This window comes from Paenibacillus sp. J22P218, from assembly GCF_056269195.1.
The window spans coordinates 531134-557124 of record NZ_JBWDNL010000003.1 but is presented as its reverse complement, the minus strand read 5'-3'; the positions used below and the strand labels follow the sequence as shown (position 1 = coordinate 557124).

The following is a 25991-nucleotide window of genomic DNA, read 5'->3' as shown; positions in this document are numbered from 1 at the left end:
AGTGCCGTCTCTATCTGATAATATGGCTACATTAATTGTTAACCAAAATATAATAGATTTAGGTTAACAATTAATAAACTATGGGATGGTGATCATTTGTGATAACGGATTTAGAACGACTATCTACTCTGAATAAGAAACACTTATGGCATCCTTTCACTCAGATGAAAGACTACAATAACTCCGATCCCCTTATTATCGAACGGGGTGAGGGAATCAAGCTGTATGACGTCCAAGGACGCGCCTATTATGACGGTTTCTCATCCGTTTGGCTCAACGTACACGGTCACAACGTGCCGGAGCTAAATCAGGCGATCACGGATCAGTTAGGACGCGTCGCCCATTCAACCCTTCTCGGAATGGCTAACGTGCCCGCAATCGAGCTTGCGGAGAAGCTGGCGGGGATCGCTCCGAAAGGATTAAACAAAGTCTTTTATTCGGATTCGGGAGCAACCGGAGTCGAGATCGCGATCAAAATGGCCTTTCAATACTGGCATAACCAAGGGATACGGGGTAAAAAGTCGTTTATTACGATGAATCAAGCGTATCACGGAGATACAATCGGCGCGGTAAGCGTTGGCGCGATTCCTCTCTATCACGATGTGTTCCGCCCCATGTTATTTCCTTCGCACGTCATTCCATATCCCTACGCTTATCGTCATCAGGGCGATGAGACGAAAGCATTGGAGGCTACGCTAACGGCGCTTAGTCATCTGCTCGAGACGCGTGCAGAGGAGATTGCGGCCCTCATCGTGGAGCCGACCGTGCAAGGCGCCGGCGGCATTATCGTCATGCCGCCGAACTGTTTACGCCAGATGGCTGCGCTTTGCCGCAAGCATGGCGTCCTGCTTATCGCCGACGAGGTGGCGACCGGTTTCGGTCGGACGGGCGCTATGTTCGCATGCGATCTCGAAGGCGTATCTCCGGATTTGATGGTGATCGGGAAAGGACTTACCGGAGGCTATCTGCCTGTGGCAGCGACGCTTGCGACGGATGAAGTGTATAACGCGTTTTATGCCGATTACGAAGAACAGAAGACATTTTTCCACGGCCATTCCTTCACGGGTAACCCGCTTGGTTGTGCCGTTGCTTTGGCTAGTTTGAAGCTATTGGAAGAGCGCAAGATGGTTGAAGGGGTAAGAGCAAAGGCATCATTCGTTGAGCATAAGCTCGAGCCGCTTAAAGATCGCCCGCATGTCGGCGAAATCCGGCAAAAGGGACTGATGATCGGTATCGAGCTCGTTCGAGATAAGGCATCGCGAGAGCCCTATGATTGGGCAGAACGGATCGGCGTTCGCGCAAGTTTGCGGGCCAGAGAACTCGGAATGCTAACGAGGCCGTTAGGCAATGTGATTGTTTTCATTCCTCCGCTTGCCAGTACTGAAGCCGAGCTGGATGAAATGACAGATATTTTGGCTGACTCGATAATAAGCGTTACCGATGGAGCATCGGTTACATGAACAAAGCGAACGCCGAAACGATAAACGGTTTATTTGTGACAGGAACGGACACTGGGGTAGGAAAGACAATGGTTACGGCTGCCATCGCAGCCGTGCTTAGAGCCGAAGGGTTGAATGTTGGTGTCTGGAAGCCGGTTCAATCGGGTGCGCGAATTGGCAGCGGAATGACCGATGCTGAAAAACTGGTACAACTCACGGGAATCGATGAACGGCCTGAAGCGGTGGCGCCATTTACATTCGAATCTCCTGTAACACCGATGCTCGCCGCCAAGCAATCTGGGGTTACACTTTCGCTAAAGGAGCTGATCGAGGCTAGCGCGCCGCTCGTTGATCGTTACGAGGCACTGATCGTCGAAGGCGCCGGCGGTGTCGCGGTACCGTTGACCGATGACGCCCTCATGGCTGATTTTATTTCGGAACTTCGGATGCCTGCTCTGATCGTAGCCCGTTCCTGTCTGGGTACGATTAACCACACGCTTCTGACGGCGTCCTATCTTAGGCAACGCGGAGTTCCGATCATAGGCGTCATTATGAATGACATCCAGTTAACGGAGCCGGTTGACGATCCAAGCATCGCTTCGAATGCGGAACTCATCGAACGTTACGGCGGACTTAAGGTCCTTGGCCGGTTTCCCCGTTTGCATGCCGATGCGAATTCAGAAACGTTGATACATACCTTACGAAAAACCATACAACTCGCGCCTATTAGAGACGCGATTGCTGTTGGGTCCATGGGAGGATGAATAAGTTGGGAACTAAGATTGCAGTAATGGAGTGGCAATCTCTTGCCGAGAAAGCATTGAGCGGGGGACGTCTAACGTTAGAGGAAGGACTCGCCGTGCTCGAAGCCGACAATGACGAAGTGCTGCTTATCATGAATGCCGCGTTTACGGTGAGAAAACATTTTTACGGCAAAAAAGTGAAACTGAACATGATCATCAACGCCAAAAGCGGCCTTTGCCCCGAGGACTGCGGCTATTGTTCGCAATCTATCGTTTCGACGGCGCCCGTGAAAAAATACACCTTGCTCGATAAGGAGACGCTGCTTGACGGAGCGCGCGAAGCGATGGCACGCAAGGCCGGAACCTATTGCATTGTAGCGGCGGGTAAAGGTCCGACAGACAAGGAGCTTAATCAAGTAGTTGATGCGGTTAAAGAAATTCGTGAAACGATGCCGCTAAAAATTTGCGCATGTCTGGGCATTCTGAAGGACGATCAAGCCAAACGGCTTGCCGAAGCTGGCGTTCATCGGTATAACCACAATTTGAATACGAGCAAAGCCAACTACTCCTCCATAACGACGACCCATACTTATGATCAACGCGTCGAAACCGTAGAGAAGGTTAAGACGCACGGCATGTCTCCCTGCTCCGGCGTTATTATCGGCATGGGCGAGACCGATCAAGAAATCGTAGAAATGGCCTATGCGCTGCGCGAGCTCGATGCGGATTCGATTCCGATCAATTTCTTGAACGCGATACCGGGAACGCCTTTGGAACATGCAGGCCGAACGCCGTCGATGAAAGGATTAAAGGTGCTTGCCCTGTTTCGTTTCATTTGTCCATCGAAAGAAATTCGCGTAGCGGGCGGTCGCGAAGTAAACCTCCGTACGCTTCAGCCTTTGTCCTTATTCGCCGCAAACTCACTTTTTGTAGGCGATTATTTAACAACTGTAGGACAAGAAGTATCATCTGATCATCAAATCATCGAAGATTTAGGATTCGAGATTGAATTGAACGCCCTGTAAGGCGGTGACACCATGAAATGGATGGAAAAAGAACTCGAAGCATTGGCGGAAGCCTCGTTGGAGCGTTCATTGCTTGAACACAGTATCGTCTCCGAATCGCCCGGGTACACGATGCGAGGAGAAAGAGTGCTGCTTAACCTTTCTTCCAATAACTATCTTGGATTCGCCGACCATCCTGCCATTATCGAAGCGATGAGGGAAGCCCTATTAACCGAAGGAGTCGGATCCGGAGCTTCGCGGCTTGTCACAGGCAACCGGTTGCCCTACGGCCGACTTGAAGAATCGCTGGCCGAATGGCAGAATTGCGAGGCCGGACTAGTTATGGCGAACGGCTATATGGCTAATTCCGGTGTTATTGCCGCACTTGTTAGCCGAGGAGATGTTGTTTTCAGCGATCAGTTGAATCATGCAAGCATCGTGGACGGCGTCGTACTCAGTCGCTCGGAGCATGCTCGGTACCGCCATAACGACATGGAGCATTTACGGACATTGTTGGATAAGTATCGCGATAATCGGCGAAAGTTGATCGTTACCGACGCTGTCTTCTCAATGGATGGCGACCAAGCGCGCTTGCACGAAATCGTCGCTCTCAAACGCGAGTACGGAGCGATGCTCATGGTGGACGAGGCGCACAGCGGGGGGATTTACGGAAGGCGCGGCGAGGGGTTGTGTCATGAGCTCGGACTGAAAGACGATGTTGATATTCATATGGGCACGTTCAGTAAATCATTCGGCGTTTACGGAGCTTATATTTGCGGCAGCCGCACGTTGATTCGGTGGTTGTTGAACAAAGCAAGACCGCTCATTTATTCAACTGCGTTGCCGCCTTCTCTCGTAGCCGGCATTTCAAAGGCGTTAGAGTTGGTAAAAGCGGATCACTGGCGCCGAGAAAGATTATCCGAGGCAAGCAAAGTATTTCGCAGCTCGCTTTGCAACGCGGGTTTCCAAATTGGTGGCGGTGACTCTCCCATAGTACCGTTAATCGTTGGCGATAACGATACCGCATTACGTTTCAGCAGCGCGCTTGAAAAGGATGGGATCGCTGCGGTTGCAATTCGCCCGCCGACTGTCCCTGAAGGTACAGCGCGAATTCGCTTTTCATTATCGGCAATGCATTCGGATAGAGAACTTATCGAAGCAGCCGACAGAATCAGCACCATTGGACTTCAAATGGGGGTGCTGCGTCCATGATCGCACGGGACAACATCGGCACCGTCTTATGGCTGACCGGATGGAGCATACAGGACTCGGTTTTCGATAGGCTGCGCGAGTTGTTGCCAGATTTTCACCATGTAACCGTTGACTACAGCGATGCAAATACTCCGGAGAGTATGCTGCTTCAGACTGAGTTGGCGGCAGAGAGTCTACGTTCTTCAAAGGGGTTATGTGGCCCTTTGTTAATCGGAGGCTGGTCGCTCGGCGGTTTATTGGCGCTAAGGCTCGCGGCCGCAGGTCTAGCTGATGGCCTTGTGTTATTTGCGGCAACGGCTCGATTTACTCGTCCGAAAGAAGAGGCTGATCGCGGCTGGGCAGATGTGTATGTTAGACAGATGATTGCAGGTCTTTCGAAGGACCGCGAGGCGGTAGAAACAAAATTTCGACAAATGCTGTTTACGGAATCCGAAGTCGAGGCGGGGCTGGACAAGAGGCTTCCACCTAGCTGCTCCTGGACGATCCCGGCTCTAATCGCGGGCCTTCAGATATTGCGCGGCAACGAACTCTTGTCTCGACTTAAACAAATCGATTGTCCGGTTTTTCTTGCGCATGGGACTGAGGATAAAATATGTCCTTATGGCGCCGCGTCGGAGCTTGCATCATCATTGCCTCACGCCGTGCTCCATACAATGCCTTTTTGCGGGCATGCACCGTTTATGGGAAGGGAAGAAGAGATTGTTGAACAATTCAGGAGATGGTGGGATGAACAGTCGGTTTACCGCAATTCGGCGTCAATTTAATCGCAGTGCAGAGGGATCGTATGACATTCACGCCGATGTACAACGTTCGATGGCGGACCGGCTTGCAAAATCACTCTTAGACTGGAAAGGCAAAAGTCATGCGGACGAACTTAACATTCTTGAAATTGGCTGCGGCACAGGTGCTCTTACCGAGATTTTGGTTAACCAGTGGCCCGCTGCATCTATTACTGCACTAGACATTGCGCCTGCGATGATCAAAGTAGCCGAACAACGTGTCCGCTCAAATACATGCTTTCTTCATGCTGATGTGGAGACGTGGGCTTCTGAAGCTTCGACGGATTCCTTCGACCTTATCGTGTCCAATGCCTGCTTCCAATGGCTAAGTCATCCGCGGCAAACGCTAAAACACATTCAGCGGATTCTTCGCACCGGCGGCTTACTGGTGTTCACGACATTCGGGCCGGATACGTTTCGCGAGCTGCATCGGGCTTTTGATGGCGTTTATCGCGCCAACGGAATGGAGCCGCAACGGCACGGACTATCGTTTCTATCAACTGCCCAGTGGGATAACTTACTTAGGGAAGCAGGGTTTTCAAATATCCAGTGCAAGCAGGACATTCAAAAGGAAACGTACATCTCCCCAAGAGATTTCCTTCTTTCGGTTAAAGCGATGGGCGCAAGTACTTCTGAAGCCACCACGATCAGTGGACTAAGCTCTCGACGCCTATTTACCGACATGTATAAGGAATACGAGGACAGGCACAGCATCCAAGGAGGCGTCGTTGCCACTTACGAGTTGCTTTTCATCGAAGCAGAATAAAACAGCGGCAATCTAAGACTTTATTTTTGAGTCCTAGTCGGCCGCTGTTTTATTTTTAGGGCCAGTCTAATCCTATATTTTTCTCGAGATAGTAGGCATCCGCACAAAACCGCGATTGGCTTGCTTCCGCTTACACCTTGGCCTTTCGACGCTCATATGTTAACGATATATACAATTAATCTTATGAACGAGGTTGGTTTTCATAGTTCGAGCCAGAGAGGGCGGATGCGGAGTGGGAACCGAATTTAATAAGCTATTCGACGAGTGGTCGGAGCATTACGATCAAACGGTGACGGGACATGACGAGCAGTATAAGGAAGTATTCGATAGATATGATGCTATTTTGAATGCGGTAGCTGTTCGCGCAAGCGGAACGGTCGTCGAGTTTGGTGTCGGTACGGGCAATCTGACAGAGAAGCTGCTTGCCAAAGGACTGCGCGTATACGGCATTGAGCCATCTGCCGGGATGCGGGCGCAATTCGGCAAACGTCAGTTGGCCGCAACGCTGCTTGAGGGAGATTTCCTCGACTATCCGGCTATCGAAGAGTCGATCGATACGATTGTCAGTACGTATGCGTTCCATCATCTGACGGATGAGGAGAAGGGGCTGGCGATCGCGCAATATGCAGCTTGGCTCGGTGACGGCGGCAAAATTATTTTTGCGGATACGGCATTTCAGGACGAGGCTGCAAGGCACAGCATTGAATCGGCCGCGGAGGCAGCGGGGTATATGGAACTGCTGAACGATTTGCGGACCGAATATTATACGACATTAAATGTGCTTGAAAGTTTGTTCGAGGCGCATGGATTTCATGTCTCGTTCCATTCGTTGAATCGTTATGTATGGCTGATGGAAGCGGTCAAGGTCAAGTCTGTCGAAAGCTGAGAGGGGGAGTGACGCATGGTGTTGTATAGAAGCGTGCACGAGCTGATCGGCAACACTCCTTTGGTGCAGGTGACGGGATGGAAGCTGCCAAAGGGTGTGGAGTTGTATGCGAAGCTGGAGTTTATGAATCCGGGCGGCAGCGTGAAGGATCGGCTTGGATTGAGCCTGCTGGAGCGGGCGCTGGAGAGCGGCAGGCTGAAGCCTGGCGGGACAATTATCGAGCCGACGGCCGGCAACACGGGCATTGGCTTGGCGCTTGCTGCGGTGCGTCGAGGGATCCGAACGGTATTCGTTGTACCGGAGAAGTTCAGTGTCGAAAAGCAGCAACTGATGCGTGCGCTTGGCGGCGAGATTGTGCATACGCCGACATCCGAAGGAATGAGCGGCGCGATTCGCAAGGCGGAGGAACTGGCGGCGACTTTGCCTGACGCTTATATGCCGGGACAGTTCACGAATGAGGATAACCCGTTAACCTATTATCGGACGCTTGGGCCGGAGCTTTGGCGCGATATGGATGGGGCACTTGATATATTTGTCGCGGGAGCGGGAACGGGAGGTACGTTCATGGGGACGGCGCGCTTCTTGAAGGAGCAGGATTCGCGGATCAAGACGGTCATTGTAGAGCCGGAGGGCTCGATTCTTGCGGGAGGAGAGGCAGGCTCGCATCGGACGGAAGGGATCGGCGTCGAGAAGCTCGCTCCGTTCATGGATCCCGGATACTTTGATGCGATTCATACCGTGCAAGATGATGATGCTTTCGCGAGAGTGAAGGAGCTGGCGCTGCTGGAGGGTTTGCTTGTCGGCAGCTCGTCAGGCGCAGTACTTCATGCGGCGCTGGACGAGGCGGCGGGGGCGAAGGCGGGGAGTCGGATAGTAACCGTATTTCCGGATAGCAGCGAACGTTATTTGAGCAAAAATATATACGGCGGGGGCGCATAACATGAAACCGAGGACGAAGCTCATACATGGCGGCAAGCCGATCGATCCGCATACGGGCGCTGTAAGCGTGCCGATCTATCAGGTCAGCACGTATAAGCAGGATAGCGTCGGCATTCATAAAGGATATGAATATTCGCGTACAGGCAATCCGACGCGTCATGCGCTGGAGGTGCTGATCGCCGACCTGGAGGAAGGGACGGCCGGATTCGCCTTCGCATCGGGTATGGCGGCTATTCATGCGGTATTCGGACTGCTGCGCGCGGGCGATCACATCTTGATTACGGATGATGTGTACGGCGGCACGTACCGTATCGCGACGAAGGTGCTTGAGCGGCTCGGCATCGAATCGACGTTCGTGGACACGACCGATTACGGCGAGCTGGACGCTGCGCTAAAACCGAATACGAAGGCATTGTTCGTCGAGACGCCGACCAATCCGCTGCTCAAGGTGTCGGACATCGCCGAGCTGGCGCAATGGTCAAAGGCTGCGGGGCTGCTGCTTATCGTCGACAATACGTTCGGCACGCCATACTGGCAGACGCCGATAACGCTAGGTGCGGACATCGTCGTTCATTCCGCGACCAAATATTTGGGCGGGCATAGCGATGTCGTTGCGGGCCTGGCCGTAGTGAACAGCGGGGAGCTGGCTGAAAGGCTGCACTTTATTCAGAACGCAACAGGCGGCGTGCTTGGTCCGCAGGACAGCTGGCTGCTTATGCGCGGACTGAAGACGCTGGGGCTGCGAATGGAAGCTCATGAGCATAATGCGAGACAAATTGCTTCGTACTTAGACGGTCATCCTGAGGTTCTGGGCGCTGTCTATTATCCAGGTCTGGAGAATCATCCGCAGCATGAGCTGGCTTTGAGGCAGGCGCGCGGCTTTGGAGGTATTATTTCTTTCGATGTCGGGAGCGAGGCGAGGGCAGCGGCGTTGCTTGGACGGCTTCAGTACTTCACGCTGGCCGAAAGCCTAGGCGCGGTGGAAAGCCTCATCTCGGTGCCGGCTAAGATGACGCATGCCTCGATTCCGAAGGAGCGCCGCGAAGCGCTCGGCATCACAGACGGGCTCGTCCGTATATCGGTCGGCATCGAGGACGCCGAAGATTTGCTGAACGATCTCGAGCAGGCGCTCAAGTTCGAGGAGCTGTAGACCCAAGCATGCTTGGGGGCGCGGTAGGGGGCAAATAGCGTAAAAAGGTTACGCTATTTGCTCGGAAACGGCGAGTGTGTGTGGAATAGCGAAAGGAAATTTCGCTATTGTCGCAGCTAGGACTAGAAGCAGCAGGTTCGGAGCTCGAATGCCGCGAAATAGCGCAAAGATGCTACGCTAATTACTCGGAAACGGCGAGTGTGTGTGGAATAGCGAAAGAAACTTGCGCTATTGTCGAAGCTAGGGGGAGAGGCAGCAGGTATGGAGCTCGAATGCCGCGAAATAGCGCAAAGATGCTACGCTAATTACTCGGAAACGGCGAGTGTGTGTGGAATAGAGAAAGGAATTTTCGCTATTGTCGCAGCTAGGGGTAGAAGCAGCGAGTTTGGAGCTCGAATGCCACATAGAACGAGCCAAGGCCAAGGCTGTCCCAGATGGGGCACCTTGGCCTTGGCTCGTTAGCAACCGGCTAGCGGCTGCCGCTCTCCTGACGACCCGTCATCGGCACGGCCGAGCGAAGGAGCTCGGAGACGGGCACCATTTTGTAGCCGCGCTTCTGCAGCTCCGGCAAAATAACCTCTAACGCCGCGACCGTCTGCGTCTTCCCTTCCACGTGGTCGTGGAACAAAATAATGTCGCCACCCCGGACATTGTTCAGCACTTTATTGATAATATGCCGCACACCGGGCCGGTTCCAATCCTCCGTGTCCTGATGCCAGGACCACATGATCGGGACAAGCCCCATTTCATTCGAAACTTGGATAATGGTTTCGTCATAGATGCCGCCGGGCGGACGGAACAGATAGGTTCTTCGGCCGGATGCTTCGATTATCGCTTGCTCTGTGCGCTCGATCTCCTCGCGAACGATCCGCTTCGAAGAAGGCAGGTGAAAGAACACATGGCTGTAAGTATGGTTAGCCACCTCATGCCCTTCGCCGATGACCCGCTGTACGACTTCCGGAAACTGTTTGACGCGCTTCCCAATCACGAAGAAGGTGCTTCTCGCCCCATAACGATTGAGCAAGTCTAAAATGGCATTCGTCTCGACCGGATCCGGCCCGTCGTCGAATGTTAAGGCGATTACTTTCTGATCGGTCTGCACCTCCCAGATCATATCGCCCTTCTTCTCAAAATAGCTGCGGTCCTTCTTAATCAAGGGAGAAGCATACGATGCCTGCGAGGACGAACAGAGCAGCACGCTTAAGCCGATGAGCGCGAGCTTCAGCCTTCTATTTACCGACATACAATCCAACCTTTGTTCAATAGATATACGGACAAAGGTAGCTTGCCATTATTTCTGCGATTTTATGAGCTGTTACTTAGATGGGCCTGTTAGGCTTCATGAAGCTTCTCGCCAAATGATCGCTTTGCAGGTCGCCGTTTTGTTTGCCGTAATTCTCCAGTACATCAATCGTGTAGTCCTCGCTCGGATCAACCGGCTTATAGATGAATTGCTCCTTGTTCGCAAGGCGAACCTCGAAGCCGCATTGTTTCAGGCATTGCTCGAAATGCTCGGAAGTCGGCTGCTCATTTTCCTCTAAAAATATAAGCCCTCTCATCCGTTCGGACGAAGCGCCGCGAATGACTTTGAAATGGACGATATGTTCTTTTTTCATGGAATCTCACGCTCCTCATCACTTCATTCCAGTCTCTTAACTTTATCGTATGACAAATCGGCCTTCTTGTCTGTGACAGTTTCATGATCGTTGCGGCATCTCCGCCAAAGGACGCCGTCAGGCGTTTCTTCTTACGCCTCACCAAAAGCGCTCCCCTCACGTACAATAACCTATACACGAATGCGGATATATGGAGGTATGACGGTGATTAATATTACGGGCAGCAATGCGGGGCAAATAAGCCAGCTGCCGCTTACGGAGCTGCAGAAAAGCATCGTGCGTCAGAAGGAGCGCAGTCCTGAGGTGTATCGGTATCCATCGCTTCAAGCGCTGAAGTTCGAGCTTGATTTGAGGGCTAATATTGTGCAGGCAGCCAAAGATTTGAACGACAGCGGAGCAAGCTTTGCGGTATTCAAAAAATCAAGGTGCAACGAGCGTCTATGGAGTCGTACGGAGGCTGGCGGCTTCAAGCTAAGACCGGGCGTGCTTCCTTCGGACGGCATAAGAGATATATATGCTAACGGCGAGCTGTATGCTTTCGAATGCGCTACGGCTATCGTCATTCTGTTGTACAAGGCGGTGCTGGATACGCTGGGGGAGGCAACATTCAACCGACATTTCCGCGACCTGCTGCTGTACGACTGGACATACGACAACGATCTGCGGTTAATTACGCTTTACAGCTACGTGGAAGCTTATCCGGGCGATATCCTCTACTTCGAGAATCCCGATCATGACGACGACAGGCCGGAATGGCAAGGGGAAAATGTGATCAAGATGGCCGACGATCAATACTTCGGTCACGGCGTGGGCATCGAAACCAAAGCCGATATGATAGAGGCGCTGAACGGCACGCGCAATCCGGGCAGCACAAAGTCGGCATTCTTATCGGATTTGGTCAATCACCCTGACTTCAATTATTTGATGACGCTGCCGTCGAGAAGCCGGGAATCGGTCCTTGCGGATCGGGCGGAGCCGGCTGTCGTAGCGAGGATCGGCACGGCTGTCTACGTGTACCGCAACCACAATATGCGGAAGCAAGACAGAATGCTTCTGTAGAATAGTTATGAATGAACCCGCCGCGCTGGCGGGTTTTTCTCATATACGGACTCTTGCAAAGAAGGCAACAGATATCCATAATAAGGGTGAAGAATTAGAGACGGAGGTGCTGTTAGCCATGCATTCAAATTCCATTATCCAAAATAACGTCAACCGGTTCTCGGGCTTCGAGGACGACTACAACCGTTATCGCCCGGAGGCGCCGCAGAAGGTTGTCGAACTGCTGACTACTTATCTCGGGAGAAGGCCTCATGCGATTGCCGATCTCGGCTGCGGTACGGGCTTGTCCACGTTCATATGGAAGGGACATGCTGACAGGATTGTCGGCGTTGAGCCGAACGATGATATGCGGGGCAAGGCGGCCAGTAAGCTGGCATCGACTGCGGATTTGGATAAGTTAGAGTCTATCTCGTTCGTAAAAGGGTACTCGGATCAGCTGGAGCTCGCTGACGAGAGCATTGATATCGTGACCTGCTCGCAATCTTTCCACTGGATGGAGCCGGTAGGAACGCTGTATGAGGTGGGGCGCGTGTTGAAGGACGGAGGCGTGTTCGCGGCGTATGACTGCGATTGGCCGCCTGTCATCCACTGGGAGGTGGAGGCGGCATACGAGCGGCTGATCGCGAAGTCGGAAACCGTTATTGCCGAGCTGATTCCGGAGCAGGATCGGGCAGTCAAGGCAGACAAAGAGCAGCACTTGGGACGCATTCGGGCGAGCGGCAAGTTTAAGTATGCGCGGGAGATCGTCTTCCACAACATGGAGCGCTGCGATGCGGACCGTTACGTAGGCATTGCGCTTAGCCAAGGCGGCGTTCGAGTCGTACAGAAGCAAGGCTCGAATGCGCTGGACGAGGAGCTGGCGGAGTTCCGCGAGGTTGCCGAGCGTTATTTTGCCGGACAGGAGCTTGACGTGCTGTTCAGCTATCGGCTGCGGCTCGGAGTGAAATAAAGCAGGAAATCGAAAAAAGGTGTTTGTATGCGAATTGCTCATACGAACACCTTTATTTAATCTAGGCGCATCATTACTCTGCGTCTTTCTTGTACACGATCAGGATCGTGCTGCGCTGGTACGCATTGCCGGACGTAGCTGTCTTAATCATGGAACCGTAGCAAATATTAACGACTTGATCGTCACGCAGCTCGGCTAGAAATTCATTCGCGCGTTTCTCGGCGAACACGGCATCGGTATCGATGAATTCTTTCACTTGAATCATGAGGTCACCTCCTAATTATGTAGAAAAGAGACATACCGCAATGCATGATCGCGGTATGCCTCTGACTATAGTAGGCTGTAAAGTGTTCGGGGTCAAGCCCTGAACGTTTTGCCGACGCAATGAAATGCTTATTGCGGCAACATGCGAGTGGAGATCGCGATGCGGTTCCAAGCGTTGATCGTAACAATTGCCATGATGATCTCGCCTAGACGCTTCGTATCGAAGTGGCGTGCAGCTTCCGCATACACCTCGTCTGGTACATGTCCATGCGTCACGAGGGTAACCGCTTCGGTCAGCGCAAGCACCGCACGCTCCGCGTCGCTGTAGAACGGCGCTTCACGCCAAGCGTTTAGCATGTAGATGCGCTGCTCCGTTTCGCCTGCCTTGCGGGCGTCTTTTGTATGCATATCGATACAGAAGGCACAACCGTTAACTTGCGACGCTCTGATCTTGATTAGCTCCAATAACGATTTCTCGATGCCTGTCGATTGTATATAAGCTTCAAGACCGCTCATTGCTTTGTATCCGGCTGGAATTTCACCAGCTAAATTCATTCTTTGTTCCATCGTATAGGCTCCTCTCCGGCTCTGCACCGGTTATTTTTACTGTCTCACTAATAAGACAATGCAGGAGCTCCGTTTGTGACAGGTTACCCAATTCGTTGTAATTTATCCGGATTGAGTACGATATAGAGATGTTCAATCCGTTCCCCGGCAGCATCAAGCTTGAAGCTGATGGCCTTAAGCGGACGGCCGTCCCGATAGAAGACGATGCCCGGCTGTCCATTAATAAGCGCCATGCTTTGCGATTCCCCGAAGAAACCTTTTGCGGAGACGCCTTCGAGGAATGCTTGCACGCGTTCTCTGCCGATAATCGTGAATATCGCTGCGCGCACTTTGCCGCCGCCGTCGGATGTAAGCAGCGCGTCTTCAGTGAGCAGGCTGACGAGCGCATCGACGCTTCCGCCTCGCGCAGCCGCAAGGAACGCGGTCGCAAGCGGTACTGCCTGTGCCGTATTATCCGGGAGAACAGGCGATTGTTGATGCAGCTTATCATTAGCGCGGCTAAATATTTTGCGGCAGTTGGCTTCCGATTTGCCAAGTATATCGGCAATCTCGCTGTAATCGAAATCGAATGAACCGCGAAGGATGAAGACGGCTCTCTCAACAGCGGACAATTGCTCCAGCATGACGAGCAGGGCGTAGGATACGGTCTCCGTATGATCATAGAGATCCGAGGGATCATCGCTGCCGCCTGTGGTGAAGCTGACAAGAGGTTCGGGAAGCCATGTACCGACATATTGCTCGCGTCTAATCCGGGCGGATTGCATATAGTTGATGCATCGATTGGTCGTCATACGGGTTAAGTAAGCTTTCGGATGGGTGATATCGTCCGTCTGCAGCTTGCTGTACTCGATGAATACGTCCTGCACGAGGTCCTCGGCATCAGCCAAAGAGCCGGTCATGCGGTAAGCGATCGCTTGCAGCAAGGAATGGTAAGTCGTATAAGCGGTCTGAAAATCCATCATAGCTGGACTCCTTCCAGGGGTCGTCATGGTTAGAGACGGGATATGAGTGCGGGTATATCGAGCAAATCATGAACGAAACCATCTGCTTGCGCGGGCTGTTCCCAGCGGGCATGGCTTTTCCAGATGCTTTTCATGCCAATAAGGCGAGCGGCTTCAACATCGTTTAACGGATGGTCGCCAATATAGACGCTTTCTTCAGGCTGTACGCCAAGCCGATCTAGCGCCCGTAGGAAAATATCCGGATGGGGCTTCTTAATCCCTTCCCAACCTGAGATCAATATAGCATCAAAGTAAGGCACGATTCCAATAGCCTGTATATTGCGATGCTGGAAATCGCCGATAGCATTCGTGATAAGCCCAAGTGAGTATCCTTCTTTTTTGAGCGTATCCAGCATGGTTATGAGACCGGGGTAAGGGATGCAGCTTTGGTGAAACTGCGTAACATAATCCTCCAGCAGCTCCGCCGGCGTGATATCTACTATATTGAACTGGCTCGTTAGCTGTGCGTAGACAACGTCCTTCCAGACATAACCTCCCGCATCCCATTCAATGAAAGCCTCTATGTAAGCTTCCTTTGCTATATGCTGCAGAGCTGCAAAGTACCGATCATATTGATGGCTGACAAATTGCTTCACGGATGCATCGCGGTCGAGCAAGGTGAGATCGAGATCGAACAGAACCGCTTTTAGCAAGATGAATTCACTCCTCGCTTTTTTAATGGCAAAGTGATTGTAATCGAAATGACGGGAAAATTCCATATGTTGACTTTTAATCGGATTGCGATTATATTACGATTAAATAACTAATTATTTGGTTATATGACCGATATGGAGAGAAGACAGAATGGAATCCGCCGATACTGCACAGTTAGAGAACATCGTACATCAGCAGCTTAGGGAATGCAGCCCGATTTTTCTTGCTCTTGCCGACCCGATTCGGCAGGACATTATTATGATGCTTACCAAACATGATTCGTTGAACGTCGCCCAAATCGTCGAGCGATCGCCAATGTCCAGGTCAGCTATATCCCACCATTTGAAAATATTGCGCCAAGCGAAGCTCATCTCGTCGAACAAGGTAGCGACTGAAATATACTACTGCTTGGATATTGAAGCATCCGTTGTGCAACTGAAGGCGTTTCTGAGTACGACAGAGCAAATTATCGTTCGCAAGACAGAGGCATCCGAACAGTAGAGTAGCGGGGCGCGGGAGCAAGGCGGCATGCAACACTACAGGAAGTGCGGAATGCGCAGCTATTGCACATTCTGCAACGGATATCATCAAATGGCTTGAGCTAAAGGTCTGTCATTGCACTTTTTGCAACAGATGCAACTACTATCGACGGGGATTGGGACTAATTGGTCCAATCCGTTGCAGTTTCTGCAATGGAGACCGGTAGCAGAGGGTGATAGAGCCTAATCCGTTGCAGTTTCTGCAACGAGCACAGCGATTAGATATGCAGCAGCACCTTACCGAATGGCACATCCGCTGTTCTAGGCCATTCCATGCAGCGGACATAGGTTACGAAGCTCCGGGTGGAGCTTTTTTCACCACATAAATAACTAAATAATTAGTTGTTTAATTATTTGGTTGTTATATAAACAATAATGGAGGTCATTTAATGATGTCAAACGTGCTTATTACAGGAGCATCCAGCGGAATTGGCAAAGCATTCGCCGAGCTGTTTGCAAGAAAGGGCTGTCGCGTGATTCTCGCATCGCGCAACGCGGAGAAACTAAGTGAGCTTGCCGAGCAGCTTGAGCGGAAATATAGGGTAGAATCGATCTGCATCGCTGTTGACTTGGCGCACGGCAGCGGTCCCGAAAGGTTGTACAAGGAGCTCAAGCAGCAACAGATTCCTGTCGACATCCTGATTAACAATGCAGGTATCGGCTCATTCGGTCTGCTTCACGAGATGGACGTCCGCTCCGAGCTGGATATGATCCAGCTTAATGTCCATTCCCTTTCGCATCTTATGATGCTGTTCCTACCGGATATGGTGATGCGCGGAAGCGGCCGCATCCTTAATGTTGGATCAACGACTTCGTTTTACGCTTGTCCGTTAAGCGCCAATTATTCGGCGTCCAAGGCGTTCGTCCTGTCTCTCACGGAAGCTGTCGCAAGCGAACTGCAAGGAACCGGGGTAAGTGTCACCGCGTTATGCCCGGGAGCAACGGGAACGGAATTTTTCCGGCGGGCAAAGATGGAGAATCAGAAGGTAGCAAAGCAGGAGGCGCTTATGACGCCTGATAAAGTAGCCGAAATCGGCTACCGTGCGTTGATGCGAAGCAAAACGTTCGTGATACCTGGCTTTCAGAACTGGCTGCTGGCGCAAGCCCCTCGCTTATTTCCAAGACGGTTCGTTACTAAGATCACGCGCAGCGTTCTCGAACAGAAGCTTTAGCTGGCCGGACAGGGGGATGGACCAAACAAGCCCATTTTCAATCACAAGGAGCACACCATGAGCAATAGCCCATATGTTATATAGACAGATGACTATATTGAATATTGGAGGTTTCATTCATGGATCGTGGTTTTGTTCCTGGCGGTTTCGGCGGTGGTTTCGGCGGAGGATTCCGCAGACCTTTCCGTCCGTTCCCCCACCCGTTCTTCCCTGGCCGTGCATTGTTCCCGTTCTTCTTCTTCTCGCCGTTCTTCTTCCCGTTTTTCCGTGAGGACGGCACTATTATCGACAATGATATGTTCGTCGCTCAGCATCAGGTGCAAGCGGGAGACTCGATGGATAAGATCGCCCATATGTACAATATTCCTAAAGTGATTTTGGACGAAGCAAACCCTCATCTTGCTGGCCAAAGCCTTCAAGCGGGTACGGAGGTTCATATCCCCCGCATCTCTCATATGGGTTGTCAGAAGACATACATCGAGAGTGCAGCAGATGCGCCAATGGCTAATCAGATGATGCAAGGTCAAGCGAATCAAATGCATCAGGCAAACCAAATGCATCAGGCAAATCAGATGCACCAGGCAAACCAAATGCCTCAGATGCATCAAGCGAAGCAACCGAACCAACCGAATGTGATGCCGTTCTCCGGCAAGCTATATTAGTCCATACTGAAGTATGCCTGCTTACGGAGCTTCATTCCGCGAGCAGGCTTATTTGTTAGGAATCGGATTATAGAGTCGAATGACCATAGATGAGTAATGAGATATTTTCATACGAATACTAGTCAGTCTGTCCGTATTTACTATACAATGAGGCTAATTATAGGCTGAAATTGTAAAGAGGAGAGCGAAGGATGAGTACAACTAAATGCAACTCATGCGGGGCGCCGATTGAGCAGGGGCAAGAGGCTTGCGCGTATTGCGGCACACAGGTTGCTGCAACAAACGAAGAGGTAGAAAGAGAGATTAAGCAATTTTTCGAGGAAGGTCAGAGTGGTCAATCCTCGCAATCCGTTCAGACGACTGCGAGCCAAGATGGAATAGTCATTAAATGGAGCTTCGATGTGCAGACGACCCATACACAATCACAGCCTCAACCGGAACCGCCACTGCAATCGCAGCCGCAGCCCTATATCCAGCAATCGGCGGGTCAGCCATCGTACAGCCAGCAGCAATACAATCCATACGTACACGAAAAGAATAAAGTATTAGCTGGAATACTTGCGATATTGTTTGGAGGATTGGGCGTACATAAGTTTTATTTGGGCAGCATGGGCTGGGGAATCGTCTATTTGCTGTTCTGCTGGACGTTCATTCCCGGTATTATCGGATTAATTGAAGGCATCATCTATCTGTGCACTCCAAACGATCGGTTTCAAGCGAAATACAGCCGAAGGTAAGTTTATAAATGAAATGATGACGAACGACTGCGGTGCGGTGGTTCGTTTTTTTGTGCCGGAAACTATTGTGCGATATATCACGTCGTGATACAATCACTTCAAGATATATCACATTGTGATACAACGGATGGTGATATACAAGGGAGTGAAGAAGCGTGAAGTTGGAAGAGCTGTTGAAAAGCTACTTGCCGATGTCAGAGACGGCTTACTATATACTGCTCTCCTTGATGGAGATTCGTCACGGGTACGGCATTATGCAGGATGTCGACGAACTGACGAAGGGACGGATAAGCCTAGGGGCAGGAACTGTTTATGGAAGCTTATCGCGAATGGAGAAGGACGGTTTGATAACCGTTATGCATGAGGAGAATCGGAGGAAGTCCTATCTTATTACCGATAGCGGAAGAGCGCTGCTTAAACAGGAGATTGCCCGAATAGGCGAACTGTATAACAATTCCTTGAAGGTGGAGGGGAAGCTGGATGCGTAATACCGATAGCAATAGGAAGCTGGTTACCCGTTGGTGGTCAAGCTGGCAGACGGACAAAATTGAATTATGGATGGAGAAAATGGAGGCTGAAGGCTGGCAGCTGGTGCGGATGAGTCGGAATGCGACCCGTTTTGAATTCGTAAAAGGGGAGCCAAGACGGATTCGTTACGGGGTCGATTATCAAACGACACAAGATGATGGGTATAGAAGTCTCTTCGAAGATGCCGGCTGGGAGCTCACTTATGAGGGAGCCGGTTGGTATGTTTGGCGTAAAGCATACGGGGCCGATGAAGCTAGACCTGAAATCTATTCCGACAATCAATCGCGGATCGATCGCAATAATCGCATGATGGGCGTGCTGTTTCTCGTCAGCTTCCTCCAGCTTCCGATTATCCTGATCAATATCCCTCAATTCAGATCGACGGCTTTCGTATGGTTATGGATCGTATACTTGCTGTTATTCGTATTCATTGGCTACGGTATACTTAGGCTGGCATCGGCGAACAGCAAGCTGAGGAAGAGGCTGTAGCTGGCGGCAGCAATGAGGGAACGGAGGCCGATGGCGGACCGTTATCCCTCTTTGCAGCAGCCGTAAATAAGTATCTAGGCTTGTACCTTTTGGATTTTGGCAGGATTGTTGATTTTGTAAGGAACAGGATGTTTGGTCAGCTTCTTGGCTACGATCTTGCATTCGAAAGTGAGCGTATCCCCGACCTCAAGCTCCAGCTTCTTAAGCGTATTGCTATGGCTGGACCATGCGACGCCGACCTCCAGTGCAGGATCGATGATCGCAACCGCCTCGTAAATAATAACCTCATCCTCGGTATCGGAGAAGTTGTTCGGTACAGTCGTGAATTCCTGGACCGTCGCGGTCATCTTGACCTTCTCTTCAGGGAGTTCAAGCTTAGGTGCTCTCTTGGACGTCTTCTCCTTAGCCTTCGGCTTAGGCTCGTCGGATATATCCTCGATAGGCGGAAATGCTGCGGCAGCCGGCTCAGCAGGGACAGCTTGCTCTGGCGTTGCCTCGATCGCAGCTTCGACAGCCTCCGAGAACTCAGCCGCTGCTTCATCCGCAGCCGGTTGCTCGTCACTCGTCGTTGCTGTGGCAGACGATTTCTGACCATAGCTGGCAGCCTGCATTTCTTTTAAATATGAAGGATGGACGCAGTGGAGTTGTCCATCGTCGAATTGGATAACGGCCGTATAAGAATCGACGTATCCGGCGATGGTGCAAGATAAGTTCTTGCCATTTCCTTTGTATGCATAGGACTTGCTCTTCAAGGCCTTGTCGGACAGAAGCCCCCATGCTTTGCATTGATCAATAAGGTCCGCTTCATCCTCGAAGCTTGTGTATGTGTCGGGAGCGATAATAAACGTATGTACCATAGGTTCTCCGCCTTTCTGTATGGACAACAATATCAATAGTTTACCACTTCGAAGCGCATTTGAAAAAAGGGAATGCTATATTCGGCGGACGAACGGTCGTGCTGGAGCGTGATGATAACTAGCGGGAGAGAATAACTGGAGTTTATCCCGTTAATCATGACCGATTTAGCTTGTTTCAATGAATAAAAGGAAATCCTCCAGTTAAACGGTGACAATAGGGCGATATGCGGAAAATTAGCTGGAGAAAATCCCGTTATTGCAAAGCATAAGCTAGCGGAAAAGCAAAAAAGGCGTTCAGTCGGAGCATCAGTCCTCACGGGGACAGCTCCGGCTGAACGCCTTCTTTTTTAAGGTTAACCTTTGACAGCGCCGGCAACGACGCCTTTGACGATGTACTTCTGCAAGAAGATGAACACGATGATCGAAGGCAGCACGGCCATGACCATAGCCGTCATCGCATATTGCCAGTCGGACGTGTATTGGCCGACGAACGTGTAAGCGGCCAGCGTCAGCGTCTTCGTATCCGGCGAGCCGTTCACCATAAGGAGCGGCAGCAGGAAGTCGTTCCAGATCCACATCACATCGATAATGATGATCGTCGTCGTTACCGACTTCAGCAGCGGGAAGATGACGCTGAAGAAGAGGCGGAAGCCCGAAGCGCCGTCGATCGTAGCGCTCTCGTCGATTTCTTTTGGAATACCCTTCACGAAGCCATGGTAGATGAATACGGCCAGCGGTGCGCCGAAGCCCCAGTAGAGCAAGCCGAGTCCCCATGTGCTTTCGGACAAGTTAAGGTCCTTGGCAAGCTGCAATACCGTCAGCATGATCGATTGGAACGGGATCAACATTGGCATAATGACCAGCAAGTAGAGCAGGGCGCTTGTGCGCGACTTCGTACGAGCTAGCTTATAAGCGGCGATCGAGGAGACGAATACGATACCCGCCAGCCCGACGCCCGTAATGATGAAGTTGTTCAGGAACAGCTTCGGGTAGTCGATGAACGACCACACGTACGAGTAGTTCTCGAAGACAAGCTTCTTCGGCAGCGCAACGACGTCAGTCATAACTTCGCCGAAGCTTTTCAGGGAGTTGTTGATGGCTAAGAATAGCGGATACAGGAAGACGAGCGATAGAAGGACCATGACGATCTCAAGTACGATCCGTCCTGCTTTTCCTTGGCGGCTGCGTTTCATTAAGCTTCAACCTCCCTGCGTTTGAAGATCGTTAATTGAATGATAGTGACAAGCAGGACGGCAACGAAAAGGATAAGCGCTTTGGCCGTACCGTAGCCGTACAGATTGTTCTGGAACGTGTCGCGATAGATATCATAAGCGATACTGTAAGTCGTACCGCCTGGTCCGCCGCCGGTCAGCGACAGAATAACGTCGAATACTTTGATGGAGTTCGTTAATGCCATGAACACCGAGATCGTGATCGACGGTGCAAGCAATGGCAGCGTTATGCTGAAGAATCGTCTAACCGGTCCGGCGCCGTCAACGGTCGCCGCTTCCTTCAGATCATCCGGAACGGACTGAAGTCCTGCGATATAGATAACGAGATAGAAGCCGATCGATTGCCATATCGAGACGAGCAGGATGGACACGAACGCAAGACCGGGCTCGCCGAGCCAGCTTAAGTTGAAGACGCCCCAGCCCGTACTGTTATACAGCGATTCGAAGCCTTGCATGAAAATGAACTTCCAGATGAAACCGACGATAACAAGGCTAAGAATGTACGGAATGAAGAAGGCCGCTCTCAGCCATGTGGACGACTTCAGCTTCATATCGAGTATCACGGCTAACAGAATCGCTAGCACGTTGACGATGATGATATACAGCACGGCATACTTGATCGTGAACCAAGCCGAGCTGGTGAAGTTGGCGTCGCCTGTGAAAATTTGCTTGAAGTTATCCAGCCCGACGAACGTCGGGTGCTTGGAAATACCGTTCCATTTCGTTAAGGAGTAACGGATCGTCATTGCGAATGGAATATAAAATGCGATAGCGATACAGATCAATACGGGCAATGTGAATATGCCGAACTCAAGCTTCTCGCTCCATTTTCTGCCTAGAGATTTGAACATGAGTACACCTCTTTCGTCGCCGTTTATGTAGGCCTGAAATAGTCAAAGCCTATACAAAACAATCTTTTATTGTATGATTAGGAGCAGATATTGGGCGGATGCGCCATTAGGGGCTGCGACATCCATTTAAGATTGGCTAAGTACGATTATAAAGCAGCGCTTTGGGCGTCAAAATGGATTTATGAAAACAGTTAGGGGTAAAAAGGTGAACAGGTAAGCGAAAGCGGACATTGTTGACGAAAAGGAGGGATGAGCCTTGTTCAATCGGGCATCCAAGACATTTTCCAATCTGATCGAGCTTGTGACTCGAAGGCTTGTGAACAAGCTTATTGTGCTATTTACGACCATTATTATACTCGTCGTCGGATCGCTCACCTTCATCTCGTATCAGATGCTTCAGAAGGAGTCGGTTGCGAACAGCATTGCGAGTACGTCGAACAATTTGCTGCTCGTGAATCAGAATCTAGAGGATTATTTGAATGGGATTAAGCAATTGTCGCTGCCGCAAATCAACTATGACGAGCTGTCCTATGCCATCATGCACGAGTCCGAGGAGTATGCATCCCGCATGTTTGTAGAGGAGTACTTGCGGAATTTGTATTTTTCGCGCAAAGATCTTGAGGCGATCTACCTGTACGTAGTAGAACAGGGCAAGTACTATGCCGTTACGAAGGAAAACTACAATGTCACGGTGCGAACGGCAACCGATCCTAATATTGCACGGCTCTCGTGGTTTCAAGATACGATGGACAATCCGAACAATCACGCCTATCAATCATTCGAGCTGGCGGGCGCGAAGCCCGGGTATCCGGTGGATACGTCGAACAGCTTCATGGCGTATCATCGGGTTCTTCGTTCGATCGCTTCGAGGGAACCGCTCGCGGTGCTGTCGTTCTATGTCAATCCTTCGATGAAGGATGACATTATCAAAGATATTCCGTTCAGCGAGGGGCAGCATCTGATGTTCCTTAGCCCGGATGATCCTATTCCGTTCGCTATGGACGATCCGTCCTTCTACGGGCGGATGAAGCAGGACGGAGCATTGGAGCGGCTGGCGGACGGGAAGTCGGGGCGGTTTACATGGTCGGAGGGAGATCAAAAATATTTGGTCGTCTACAATACGAGCGAGAAGGATGGATGGCAGCTGGTTAAGCCGATACCTTATCGCCAAATCTATGCGGCAGCAACAACGACGCGTAACTTAAACTTCTTGATCGGCTTCCTATTCCTGCTGCTCGCGGTCATCCTAGTGACGTTTTTCTCGAATGCGATTACGCGGCCGCTGAAGAAGCTGTCCTATCAGATGAACCGGTTCAGTCATGGTGACTTCGAGGCGGAGACGGAGGTTGTCGGCAAGGACGAGCTGGCTTATTTATCCCGTCATTTCAACCAAATGGTACGGCGAACGAACGAGCTGATTAACGAGCGGTACAAGATGAAGCTGGTGGAGAAAAACGCGATTTTGAAGGCGTTGGAGGCGGAAATCAACCCGCATTTCCTATATAACGCGCTGCAGGCAATCTCGACCAAGGCGCTTAAAAGCGAGAGGTTCGACATCGCCGATATGATCGATGCGCTGGCGCTGACGCTGAGGTATGCAATCAGCGGCAAGGATATCGTTCGCGCGCGCGAGGAGCTGCAGCATATCGAGCGGTATATGGCGCTGCAGAAGGCGCGGTTCGGGAGCAGGCTGCAGGTCGTTTACGACTGGGACGACTTCCTTATGGAACTGGAGATTCCGAAGTTGTCGATTCAAACGTTAGTCGAAAATGCGATCAAGCATGCGCTCGAGAAGGTGTCCAGCACCGTTACGATCCGTATCGGGGCGAGGGCGGACGCCGAGCATTTGGTTATATCGGTCCATGACGATGGACCGGGCTTCACGCCCGAGCGGCTGGAGCAGGTGCGGGAATCGTTCCGCAAGGAATGGGACGAGCGGCAAGGCGATAACGCGGGCGACAGCATTGGCCTCGTTAATCTGCATACGAGGCTGAAGCTGCTCTATGGCGAGGAAGCCAAGCTGCGGATCGTGACGGAGGATAACGCAGGTACGGAAATGCAAATGTTATTACCGCGGGGAGGCGGCAGCTATGTATAGAGTATTAATTGTTGACGATGAGGAGCCGCTGCGCGAGGCGATTCGGATTTTGGGCGATTGGAAGGGACTTGAGGTAAGCGAGGTGCTAGAGGCTTCCGATGGGCTGGGAGCGCTGAAGCTGCTTGAGGCTGGCAGGATCGACCTCGTTATGGTCGATATGAAGATGCCCGAGATGAACGGGATCGAGTTTCTGCAAGTGGTAGAGCGCGACTATCCCGACTTGCTTACGATCGTCATCAGCGGCTATAACGACTTCGAATATACGAGACAGGCCATCCATTCCAAGGTTGTGGACTACCTGCTCAAGCCGATCAACAGGCAAGACTTGAACCAAGCTTTGCGCAAGTCGATCGATCTTCTGGAAGCAAAGCGCAAGCGGGAGAGCGAGTTCATCAATCGGAACATTACTCTGAATATGTCGTTGCCGAAGCTCAAGGAGAAAGTGTACCTCTCGATCATCGAGCGCAGCTTCAAGAGCCAGTCGAATGAAGCGTTCCTGCCGCTTATCGGGGCGGATGATTCCAATAACCGATTCGCGGCTATTGTGATGCGCGTGTTGGATATGGAGCGGGTCCGGAGCAGAAGGTTTCATAACGATACCGATCTGCTTCACTTTGCCGTCTCTAACGTGCTTAACGAAATTGCGGGCGACCGCTTCCAGTCATTCAGCTTCGCCAATCCGAAGCAGGAGCGTGAGCTCCTTGCCGTTCTAACGATGAACGGCGGATATCGCGAGGATATTGCCTACCATTCCCTCCATCAGATGAAGAAGGTTGCCTCTGCCTTGCAGGAGCTGTTCGGCATTACTGTTGTCATCGGAGTCGGAGAGTCTTGCTCCGACGCGCTCGATATAGCTTCCTCCTATGAGGGAGCGAAGGCTGCGATTAGCGGCATGGATCTGCTGCGTCTGAAGGGCGGGATGGTAATGTCGTCCGCCGTTTCGCTTAAAGACGGAGGAATCCGCGAGCGTGACAAAGAGCGCGAGCGGGACAGCTCATCGATGTCGATTACGAGCCGAATGGCTATTATTCGCGGGGCGCTGGAGGCCGGCAACACGCAGCACGCAAGATCGGTATTGGGCGAGCTTACGAAGCGGTGGAAAGCAGCGGAGCGGTTCACGATCGGCGATTCAGACCGCGTCATGGCCGAATATGTCATTTTGCTAAACGATATGGCTTTGGAGCTTGGAGTCAAGGAGGAGCAGCTTCCGATTGGCGAGGAGCATCCGCTCAGATCGATGGGACTGTCATCCGATTACGATTCATTCGAATCGTACGAGAGACTGCTGTTTAGCATACTCGATTATTACACCGAGCAGATTCGCAAGGCGGAGAGTGCCAATGGGCCGTTCGATGTTGGCGACATTAAGGCTTATATTGACGATCATTACTTCGAGGATATAAAAATTTCGATGTTCGCCGAGAAATATTTTTTAAGTCGGGAATACTTAATGAAGCTGTTCAAGGGGCAGTTCAGTTATGGCATTCACGAATATGTGCAGAAGGTGCGGATGGACAAGGCGAAGGAGCTGCTTGGCGACTCGGCATTGAAGATTCAGGATATTTCCGAGATGCTGGGCTACAAGGACAAAAACTATTTCAGCAAGGCGTTCCGCAACTATTACAACTTATCGCCCTCGGAATTTCGTACGGCGCAGCAGGACGAATAAGCAAAGCCTGCGCAGGTGGCAAAAAGTGAACCGCTGACAAACTACACTTTTTTACCCTTAACTATTCACTTATGTACATTCTTATCCTATTGCGATTTCTTTACAATAGGCTACGAAGACCACAACAAA

28 protein-coding genes and 1 pseudogene are annotated in these 25991 nt (G+C 51.3%); 20 read left to right on the top strand and 9 right to left on the bottom strand.

Annotated elements, in window-relative coordinates:
• The first annotated feature begins 98 nt into the window (after positions 1 to 98).
• From bioA to AC0YN0_RS17165, 9 genes are all read left to right on the top strand, one after another.
• Positions 99 to 1460 carry an adenosylmethionine--8-amino-7-oxononanoate transaminase gene (bioA, locus tag AC0YN0_RS17205; RefSeq protein WP_475822348.1) on the top strand — a complete coding sequence of 454 codons (1362 nt, stop codon included), beginning with the start codon at positions 99 to 101 and terminating at the stop codon, positions 1458 to 1460.
• Positions 1457 to 2203 carry a dethiobiotin synthase gene (bioD, locus tag AC0YN0_RS17200; RefSeq protein ID WP_475822347.1) on the top strand — a complete coding sequence of 249 codons (747 nt, stop codon included), beginning with the start codon at positions 1457 to 1459 and terminating at the stop codon, positions 2201 to 2203. Before bioA ends, bioD begins: the two co-directional genes overlap by 4 nt.
• A gap of 26 nt (positions 2204 to 2229) precedes the next feature.
• On the top strand, positions 2230 to 3207 hold the full coding sequence (gene bioB / locus AC0YN0_RS17195; protein ID WP_475822520.1) for a biotin synthase BioB: 978 nt from the start codon (positions 2230 to 2232) through the stop codon (positions 3205 to 3207).
• A 12-nt stretch (positions 3208 to 3219) separates the two neighbouring features.
• A complete protein-coding gene (gene bioF / locus AC0YN0_RS17190) occupies positions 3220 to 4398 on the top strand; it encodes an 8-amino-7-oxononanoate synthase (RefSeq protein ID WP_475822346.1) in 1179 nt (392 codons plus the stop codon).
• Positions 4395 to 5162: an alpha/beta hydrolase gene (locus tag AC0YN0_RS17185; protein ID WP_475822345.1), complete on the top strand. Its 768-nt coding sequence runs from the start codon at positions 4395 to 4397 to the stop codon at positions 5160 to 5162. Before bioF ends, AC0YN0_RS17185 begins: the two co-directional genes overlap by 4 nt.
• The gene (gene bioC, locus AC0YN0_RS17180) at positions 5125 to 5943 is read left to right on the top strand and encodes a malonyl-ACP O-methyltransferase BioC (RefSeq protein WP_475822344.1); all 819 of its coding nucleotides are present in this window, start codon (positions 5125 to 5127) and stop codon (positions 5941 to 5943) included. Before AC0YN0_RS17185 ends, bioC begins: the two co-directional genes overlap by 38 nt.
• A 232-nt stretch (positions 5944 to 6175) precedes the next feature.
• Entirely contained in the window at positions 6176 to 6829 is a 654-nt protein-coding gene (locus AC0YN0_RS17175; protein ID WP_475822343.1) for a class I SAM-dependent DNA methyltransferase, read from the top strand.
• A gap of 15 nt (positions 6830 to 6844) precedes the next feature.
• Positions 6845 to 7768 carry a PLP-dependent cysteine synthase family protein gene (locus AC0YN0_RS17170; RefSeq protein ID WP_475822342.1) on the top strand — a complete coding sequence of 308 codons (924 nt, stop codon included), beginning with the start codon at positions 6845 to 6847 and terminating at the stop codon, positions 7766 to 7768.
• A gap of 1 nt (position 7769) precedes the next feature.
• Positions 7770 to 8918 carry a bifunctional cystathionine gamma-lyase/homocysteine desulfhydrase gene (locus AC0YN0_RS17165; protein ID WP_475822341.1) on the top strand — a complete coding sequence of 383 codons (1149 nt, stop codon included), beginning with the start codon at positions 7770 to 7772 and terminating at the stop codon, positions 8916 to 8918.
• 469 nt (positions 8919 to 9387) lie between these two features.
• Here the strand turns inward: AC0YN0_RS17165 and AC0YN0_RS17160 are convergent, their stop codons facing one another.
• Positions 9388 to 10161 (bottom strand): polysaccharide deacetylase family protein, encoded by a 774-nt coding sequence (locus tag AC0YN0_RS17160; protein ID WP_475822340.1) that lies wholly within the window; start codon positions 10159 to 10161, stop codon positions 9388 to 9390.
• Between the two features lie 76 nt (positions 10162 to 10237).
• On the bottom strand, positions 10238 to 10534 hold the full coding sequence (locus AC0YN0_RS17155; RefSeq protein ID WP_442048473.1) for a hypothetical protein: 297 nt from the start codon (positions 10532 to 10534) through the stop codon (positions 10238 to 10240).
• A gap of 204 nt (positions 10535 to 10738) precedes the next feature.
• Between AC0YN0_RS17155 and AC0YN0_RS17150 the strand changes: the two genes are divergently transcribed.
• Positions 10739 to 11593 carry a protein-glutamine gamma-glutamyltransferase gene (locus AC0YN0_RS17150; protein ID WP_475822339.1) on the top strand — a complete coding sequence of 285 codons (855 nt, stop codon included), beginning with the start codon at positions 10739 to 10741 and terminating at the stop codon, positions 11591 to 11593.
• Between the two features lie 118 nt (positions 11594 to 11711).
• Complete coding sequence (locus tag AC0YN0_RS17145; RefSeq protein ID WP_475822338.1) at positions 11712 to 12542, top strand: class I SAM-dependent methyltransferase; 831 nt, start codon at positions 11712 to 11714, stop codon at positions 12540 to 12542.
• Between the two features lie 73 nt (positions 12543 to 12615).
• On the opposite strand, the gene AC0YN0_RS17140 is transcribed toward AC0YN0_RS17145, so the two are convergent.
• The 4 genes from AC0YN0_RS17140 to AC0YN0_RS17125 form a co-directional block, all read right to left on the bottom strand.
• Positions 12616 to 12807 (bottom strand): sporulation protein Cse60, encoded by a 192-nt coding sequence (locus tag AC0YN0_RS17140; protein ID WP_337102852.1) that lies wholly within the window; start codon positions 12805 to 12807, stop codon positions 12616 to 12618.
• A gap of 128 nt (positions 12808 to 12935) precedes the next feature.
• Entirely contained in the window at positions 12936 to 13373 is a 438-nt protein-coding gene (locus AC0YN0_RS17135; RefSeq protein ID WP_475822337.1) for a carboxymuconolactone decarboxylase family protein, read from the bottom strand.
• Positions 13374 to 13456: 83 nt separating this feature from the next.
• Positions 13457 to 14335: an RNA polymerase sigma-70 factor gene (locus AC0YN0_RS17130; protein WP_475822336.1), complete on the bottom strand. Its 879-nt coding sequence runs from the start codon at positions 14333 to 14335 to the stop codon at positions 13457 to 13459.
• Positions 14336 to 14364: 29 nt separating this feature from the next.
• Positions 14365 to 15027: an HAD family hydrolase gene (locus AC0YN0_RS17125; protein WP_475822335.1), complete on the bottom strand. Its 663-nt coding sequence runs from the start codon at positions 15025 to 15027 to the stop codon at positions 14365 to 14367.
• 151 nt (positions 15028 to 15178) lie between these two features.
• Here AC0YN0_RS17125 and AC0YN0_RS17120 point away from each other — a divergent pair, with 151 nt between their 5' ends.
• The 7 genes and pseudogenes from AC0YN0_RS17120 to AC0YN0_RS17090 all read left to right on the top strand — a co-directional run bounded on the left by AC0YN0_RS17120 (position 15179) and on the right by AC0YN0_RS17090 (position 19155).
• The gene (locus AC0YN0_RS17120) at positions 15179 to 15529 is read left to right on the top strand and encodes an ArsR/SmtB family transcription factor (RefSeq protein ID WP_475822334.1); all 351 of its coding nucleotides are present in this window, start codon (positions 15179 to 15181) and stop codon (positions 15527 to 15529) included.
• Positions 15530 to 15956: 427 nt separating this feature from the next.
• The gene (locus tag AC0YN0_RS17115) at positions 15957 to 16739 is read left to right on the top strand and encodes an SDR family NAD(P)-dependent oxidoreductase (protein WP_475822333.1); all 783 of its coding nucleotides are present in this window, start codon (positions 15957 to 15959) and stop codon (positions 16737 to 16739) included.
• 119 nt (positions 16740 to 16858) lie between these two features.
• A complete protein-coding gene (locus AC0YN0_RS17110; protein ID WP_475822332.1) occupies positions 16859 to 17401 on the top strand; it encodes a LysM peptidoglycan-binding domain-containing protein in 543 nt (180 codons plus the stop codon).
• Between the two features lie 191 nt (positions 17402 to 17592).
• Positions 17593 to 17658: pseudogene (locus AC0YN0_RS17105) on the top strand (hypothetical protein); the annotation flags it as partial.
• A gap of 213 nt (positions 17659 to 17871) precedes the next feature.
• On the top strand, positions 17872 to 18138 hold the full coding sequence (locus tag AC0YN0_RS17100) for a TM2 domain-containing protein (protein ID WP_475822519.1): 267 nt from the start codon (positions 17872 to 17874) through the stop codon (positions 18136 to 18138).
• 155 nt (positions 18139 to 18293) lie between these two features.
• Positions 18294 to 18626 (top strand): PadR family transcriptional regulator, encoded by a 333-nt coding sequence (locus tag AC0YN0_RS17095; protein WP_442048483.1) that lies wholly within the window; start codon positions 18294 to 18296, stop codon positions 18624 to 18626.
• Positions 18619 to 19155: a DUF2812 domain-containing protein gene (locus AC0YN0_RS17090; RefSeq protein ID WP_475822331.1), complete on the top strand. Its 537-nt coding sequence runs from the start codon at positions 18619 to 18621 to the stop codon at positions 19153 to 19155. Before AC0YN0_RS17095 ends, AC0YN0_RS17090 begins: the two co-directional genes overlap by 8 nt.
• A 74-nt stretch (positions 19156 to 19229) precedes the next feature.
• On the opposite strand, the gene AC0YN0_RS17085 is transcribed toward AC0YN0_RS17090, so the two are convergent.
• From AC0YN0_RS17085 to AC0YN0_RS17075, 3 genes are all read right to left on the bottom strand, one after another.
• Positions 19230 to 20012 (bottom strand): hypothetical protein, encoded by a 783-nt coding sequence (locus AC0YN0_RS17085; RefSeq protein ID WP_475822330.1) that lies wholly within the window; start codon positions 20010 to 20012, stop codon positions 19230 to 19232.
• Between the two features lie 353 nt (positions 20013 to 20365).
• Positions 20366 to 21205 carry a carbohydrate ABC transporter permease gene (locus tag AC0YN0_RS17080; RefSeq protein WP_442048486.1) on the bottom strand — a complete coding sequence of 280 codons (840 nt, stop codon included), beginning with the start codon at positions 21203 to 21205 and terminating at the stop codon, positions 20366 to 20368.
• Complete coding sequence (locus AC0YN0_RS17075; RefSeq protein WP_442048487.1) at positions 21205 to 22095, bottom strand: carbohydrate ABC transporter permease; 891 nt, start codon at positions 22093 to 22095, stop codon at positions 21205 to 21207. The genes AC0YN0_RS17080 and AC0YN0_RS17075 overlap by 1 nt, the downstream gene beginning before the upstream one ends.
• Positions 22096 to 22351: 256 nt before the next feature.
• Between AC0YN0_RS17075 and AC0YN0_RS17070 the strand changes: the two genes are divergently transcribed.
• Both AC0YN0_RS17070 and AC0YN0_RS17065 read left to right on the top strand, forming a co-directional pair.
• Positions 22352 to 24193 carry a cache domain-containing sensor histidine kinase gene (locus tag AC0YN0_RS17070; protein WP_475822329.1) on the top strand — a complete coding sequence of 614 codons (1842 nt, stop codon included), beginning with the start codon at positions 22352 to 22354 and terminating at the stop codon, positions 24191 to 24193.
• Positions 24186 to 25862, top strand: a complete 1677-nt coding sequence (locus AC0YN0_RS17065; protein WP_475822328.1) for a response regulator transcription factor — start codon at positions 24186 to 24188, stop codon at positions 25860 to 25862. Before AC0YN0_RS17070 ends, AC0YN0_RS17065 begins: the two co-directional genes overlap by 8 nt.
• Positions 25863 to 25991: the final 129 nt, after the last annotated feature.

What these genes read in the sequence shown, in the direction of transcription:
- AC0YN0_RS17080 (WP_442048486.1), bottom strand. Translation starts at nt 21,205, where the DNA reads ATGAAACGCAGCCGCCAAGGAAAAGCAGGACGGATCGTACTTGAGATC.
- AC0YN0_RS17065 (WP_475822328.1), top strand. Translation starts at nt 24,186, where the DNA reads ATGTATAGAGTATTAATTGTTGACGATGAGGAGCCGCTGCGCGAGGCG.
- AC0YN0_RS17110 (WP_475822332.1), top strand. Translation starts at nt 16,859, where the DNA reads ATGGATCGTGGTTTTGTTCCTGGCGGTTTCGGCGGTGGTTTCGGCGGA.
- AC0YN0_RS17115 (WP_475822333.1), top strand. Translation starts at nt 15,957, where the DNA reads ATGATGTCAAACGTGCTTATTACAGGAGCATCCAGCGGAATTGGCAAA.
- AC0YN0_RS17120 (WP_475822334.1), top strand. Translation starts at nt 15,179, where the DNA reads ATGGAATCCGCCGATACTGCACAGTTAGAGAACATCGTACATCAGCAG.
- AC0YN0_RS17075 (WP_442048487.1), bottom strand. Translation starts at nt 22,095, where the DNA reads ATGTTCAAATCTCTAGGCAGAAAATGGAGCGAGAAGCTTGAGTTCGGC.
- AC0YN0_RS17140 (WP_337102852.1), bottom strand. Translation starts at nt 12,807, where the DNA reads ATGATTCAAGTGAAAGAATTCATCGATACCGATGCCGTGTTCGCCGAG.
- AC0YN0_RS17085 (WP_475822330.1), bottom strand. Translation starts at nt 20,012, where the DNA reads ATGGTACATACGTTTATTATCGCTCCCGACACATACACAAGCTTCGAG.
- bioB (WP_475822520.1), top strand. Translation starts at nt 2,230, where the DNA reads ATGGAGTGGCAATCTCTTGCCGAGAAAGCATTGAGCGGGGGACGTCTA.
- AC0YN0_RS17130 (WP_475822336.1), bottom strand. Translation starts at nt 14,335, where the DNA reads ATGATGGATTTTCAGACCGCTTATACGACTTACCATTCCTTGCTGCAA.
- AC0YN0_RS17170 (WP_475822342.1), top strand. Translation starts at nt 6,845, where the DNA reads ATGGTGTTGTATAGAAGCGTGCACGAGCTGATCGGCAACACTCCTTTG.
- AC0YN0_RS17160 (WP_475822340.1), bottom strand. Translation starts at nt 10,161, where the DNA reads ATGTCGGTAAATAGAAGGCTGAAGCTCGCGCTCATCGGCTTAAGCGTG.
- AC0YN0_RS17145 (WP_475822338.1), top strand. Translation starts at nt 11,712, where the DNA reads ATGCATTCAAATTCCATTATCCAAAATAACGTCAACCGGTTCTCGGGC.
- AC0YN0_RS17155 (WP_442048473.1), bottom strand. Translation starts at nt 10,534, where the DNA reads ATGAAAAAAGAACATATCGTCCATTTCAAAGTCATTCGCGGCGCTTCG.
- bioF (WP_475822346.1), top strand. Translation starts at nt 3,220, where the DNA reads ATGAAATGGATGGAAAAAGAACTCGAAGCATTGGCGGAAGCCTCGTTG.
- bioC (WP_475822344.1), top strand. Translation starts at nt 5,125, where the DNA reads ATGAACAGTCGGTTTACCGCAATTCGGCGTCAATTTAATCGCAGTGCA.
- AC0YN0_RS17090 (WP_475822331.1), top strand. Translation starts at nt 18,619, where the DNA reads ATGCGTAATACCGATAGCAATAGGAAGCTGGTTACCCGTTGGTGGTCA.
- AC0YN0_RS17185 (WP_475822345.1), top strand. Translation starts at nt 4,395, where the DNA reads ATGATCGCACGGGACAACATCGGCACCGTCTTATGGCTGACCGGATGG.
- AC0YN0_RS17165 (WP_475822341.1), top strand. Translation starts at nt 7,770, where the DNA reads ATGAAACCGAGGACGAAGCTCATACATGGCGGCAAGCCGATCGATCCG.
- bioD (WP_475822347.1), top strand. Translation starts at nt 1,457, where the DNA reads ATGAACAAAGCGAACGCCGAAACGATAAACGGTTTATTTGTGACAGGA.
- AC0YN0_RS17135 (WP_475822337.1), bottom strand. Translation starts at nt 13,373, where the DNA reads ATGGAACAAAGAATGAATTTAGCTGGTGAAATTCCAGCCGGATACAAA.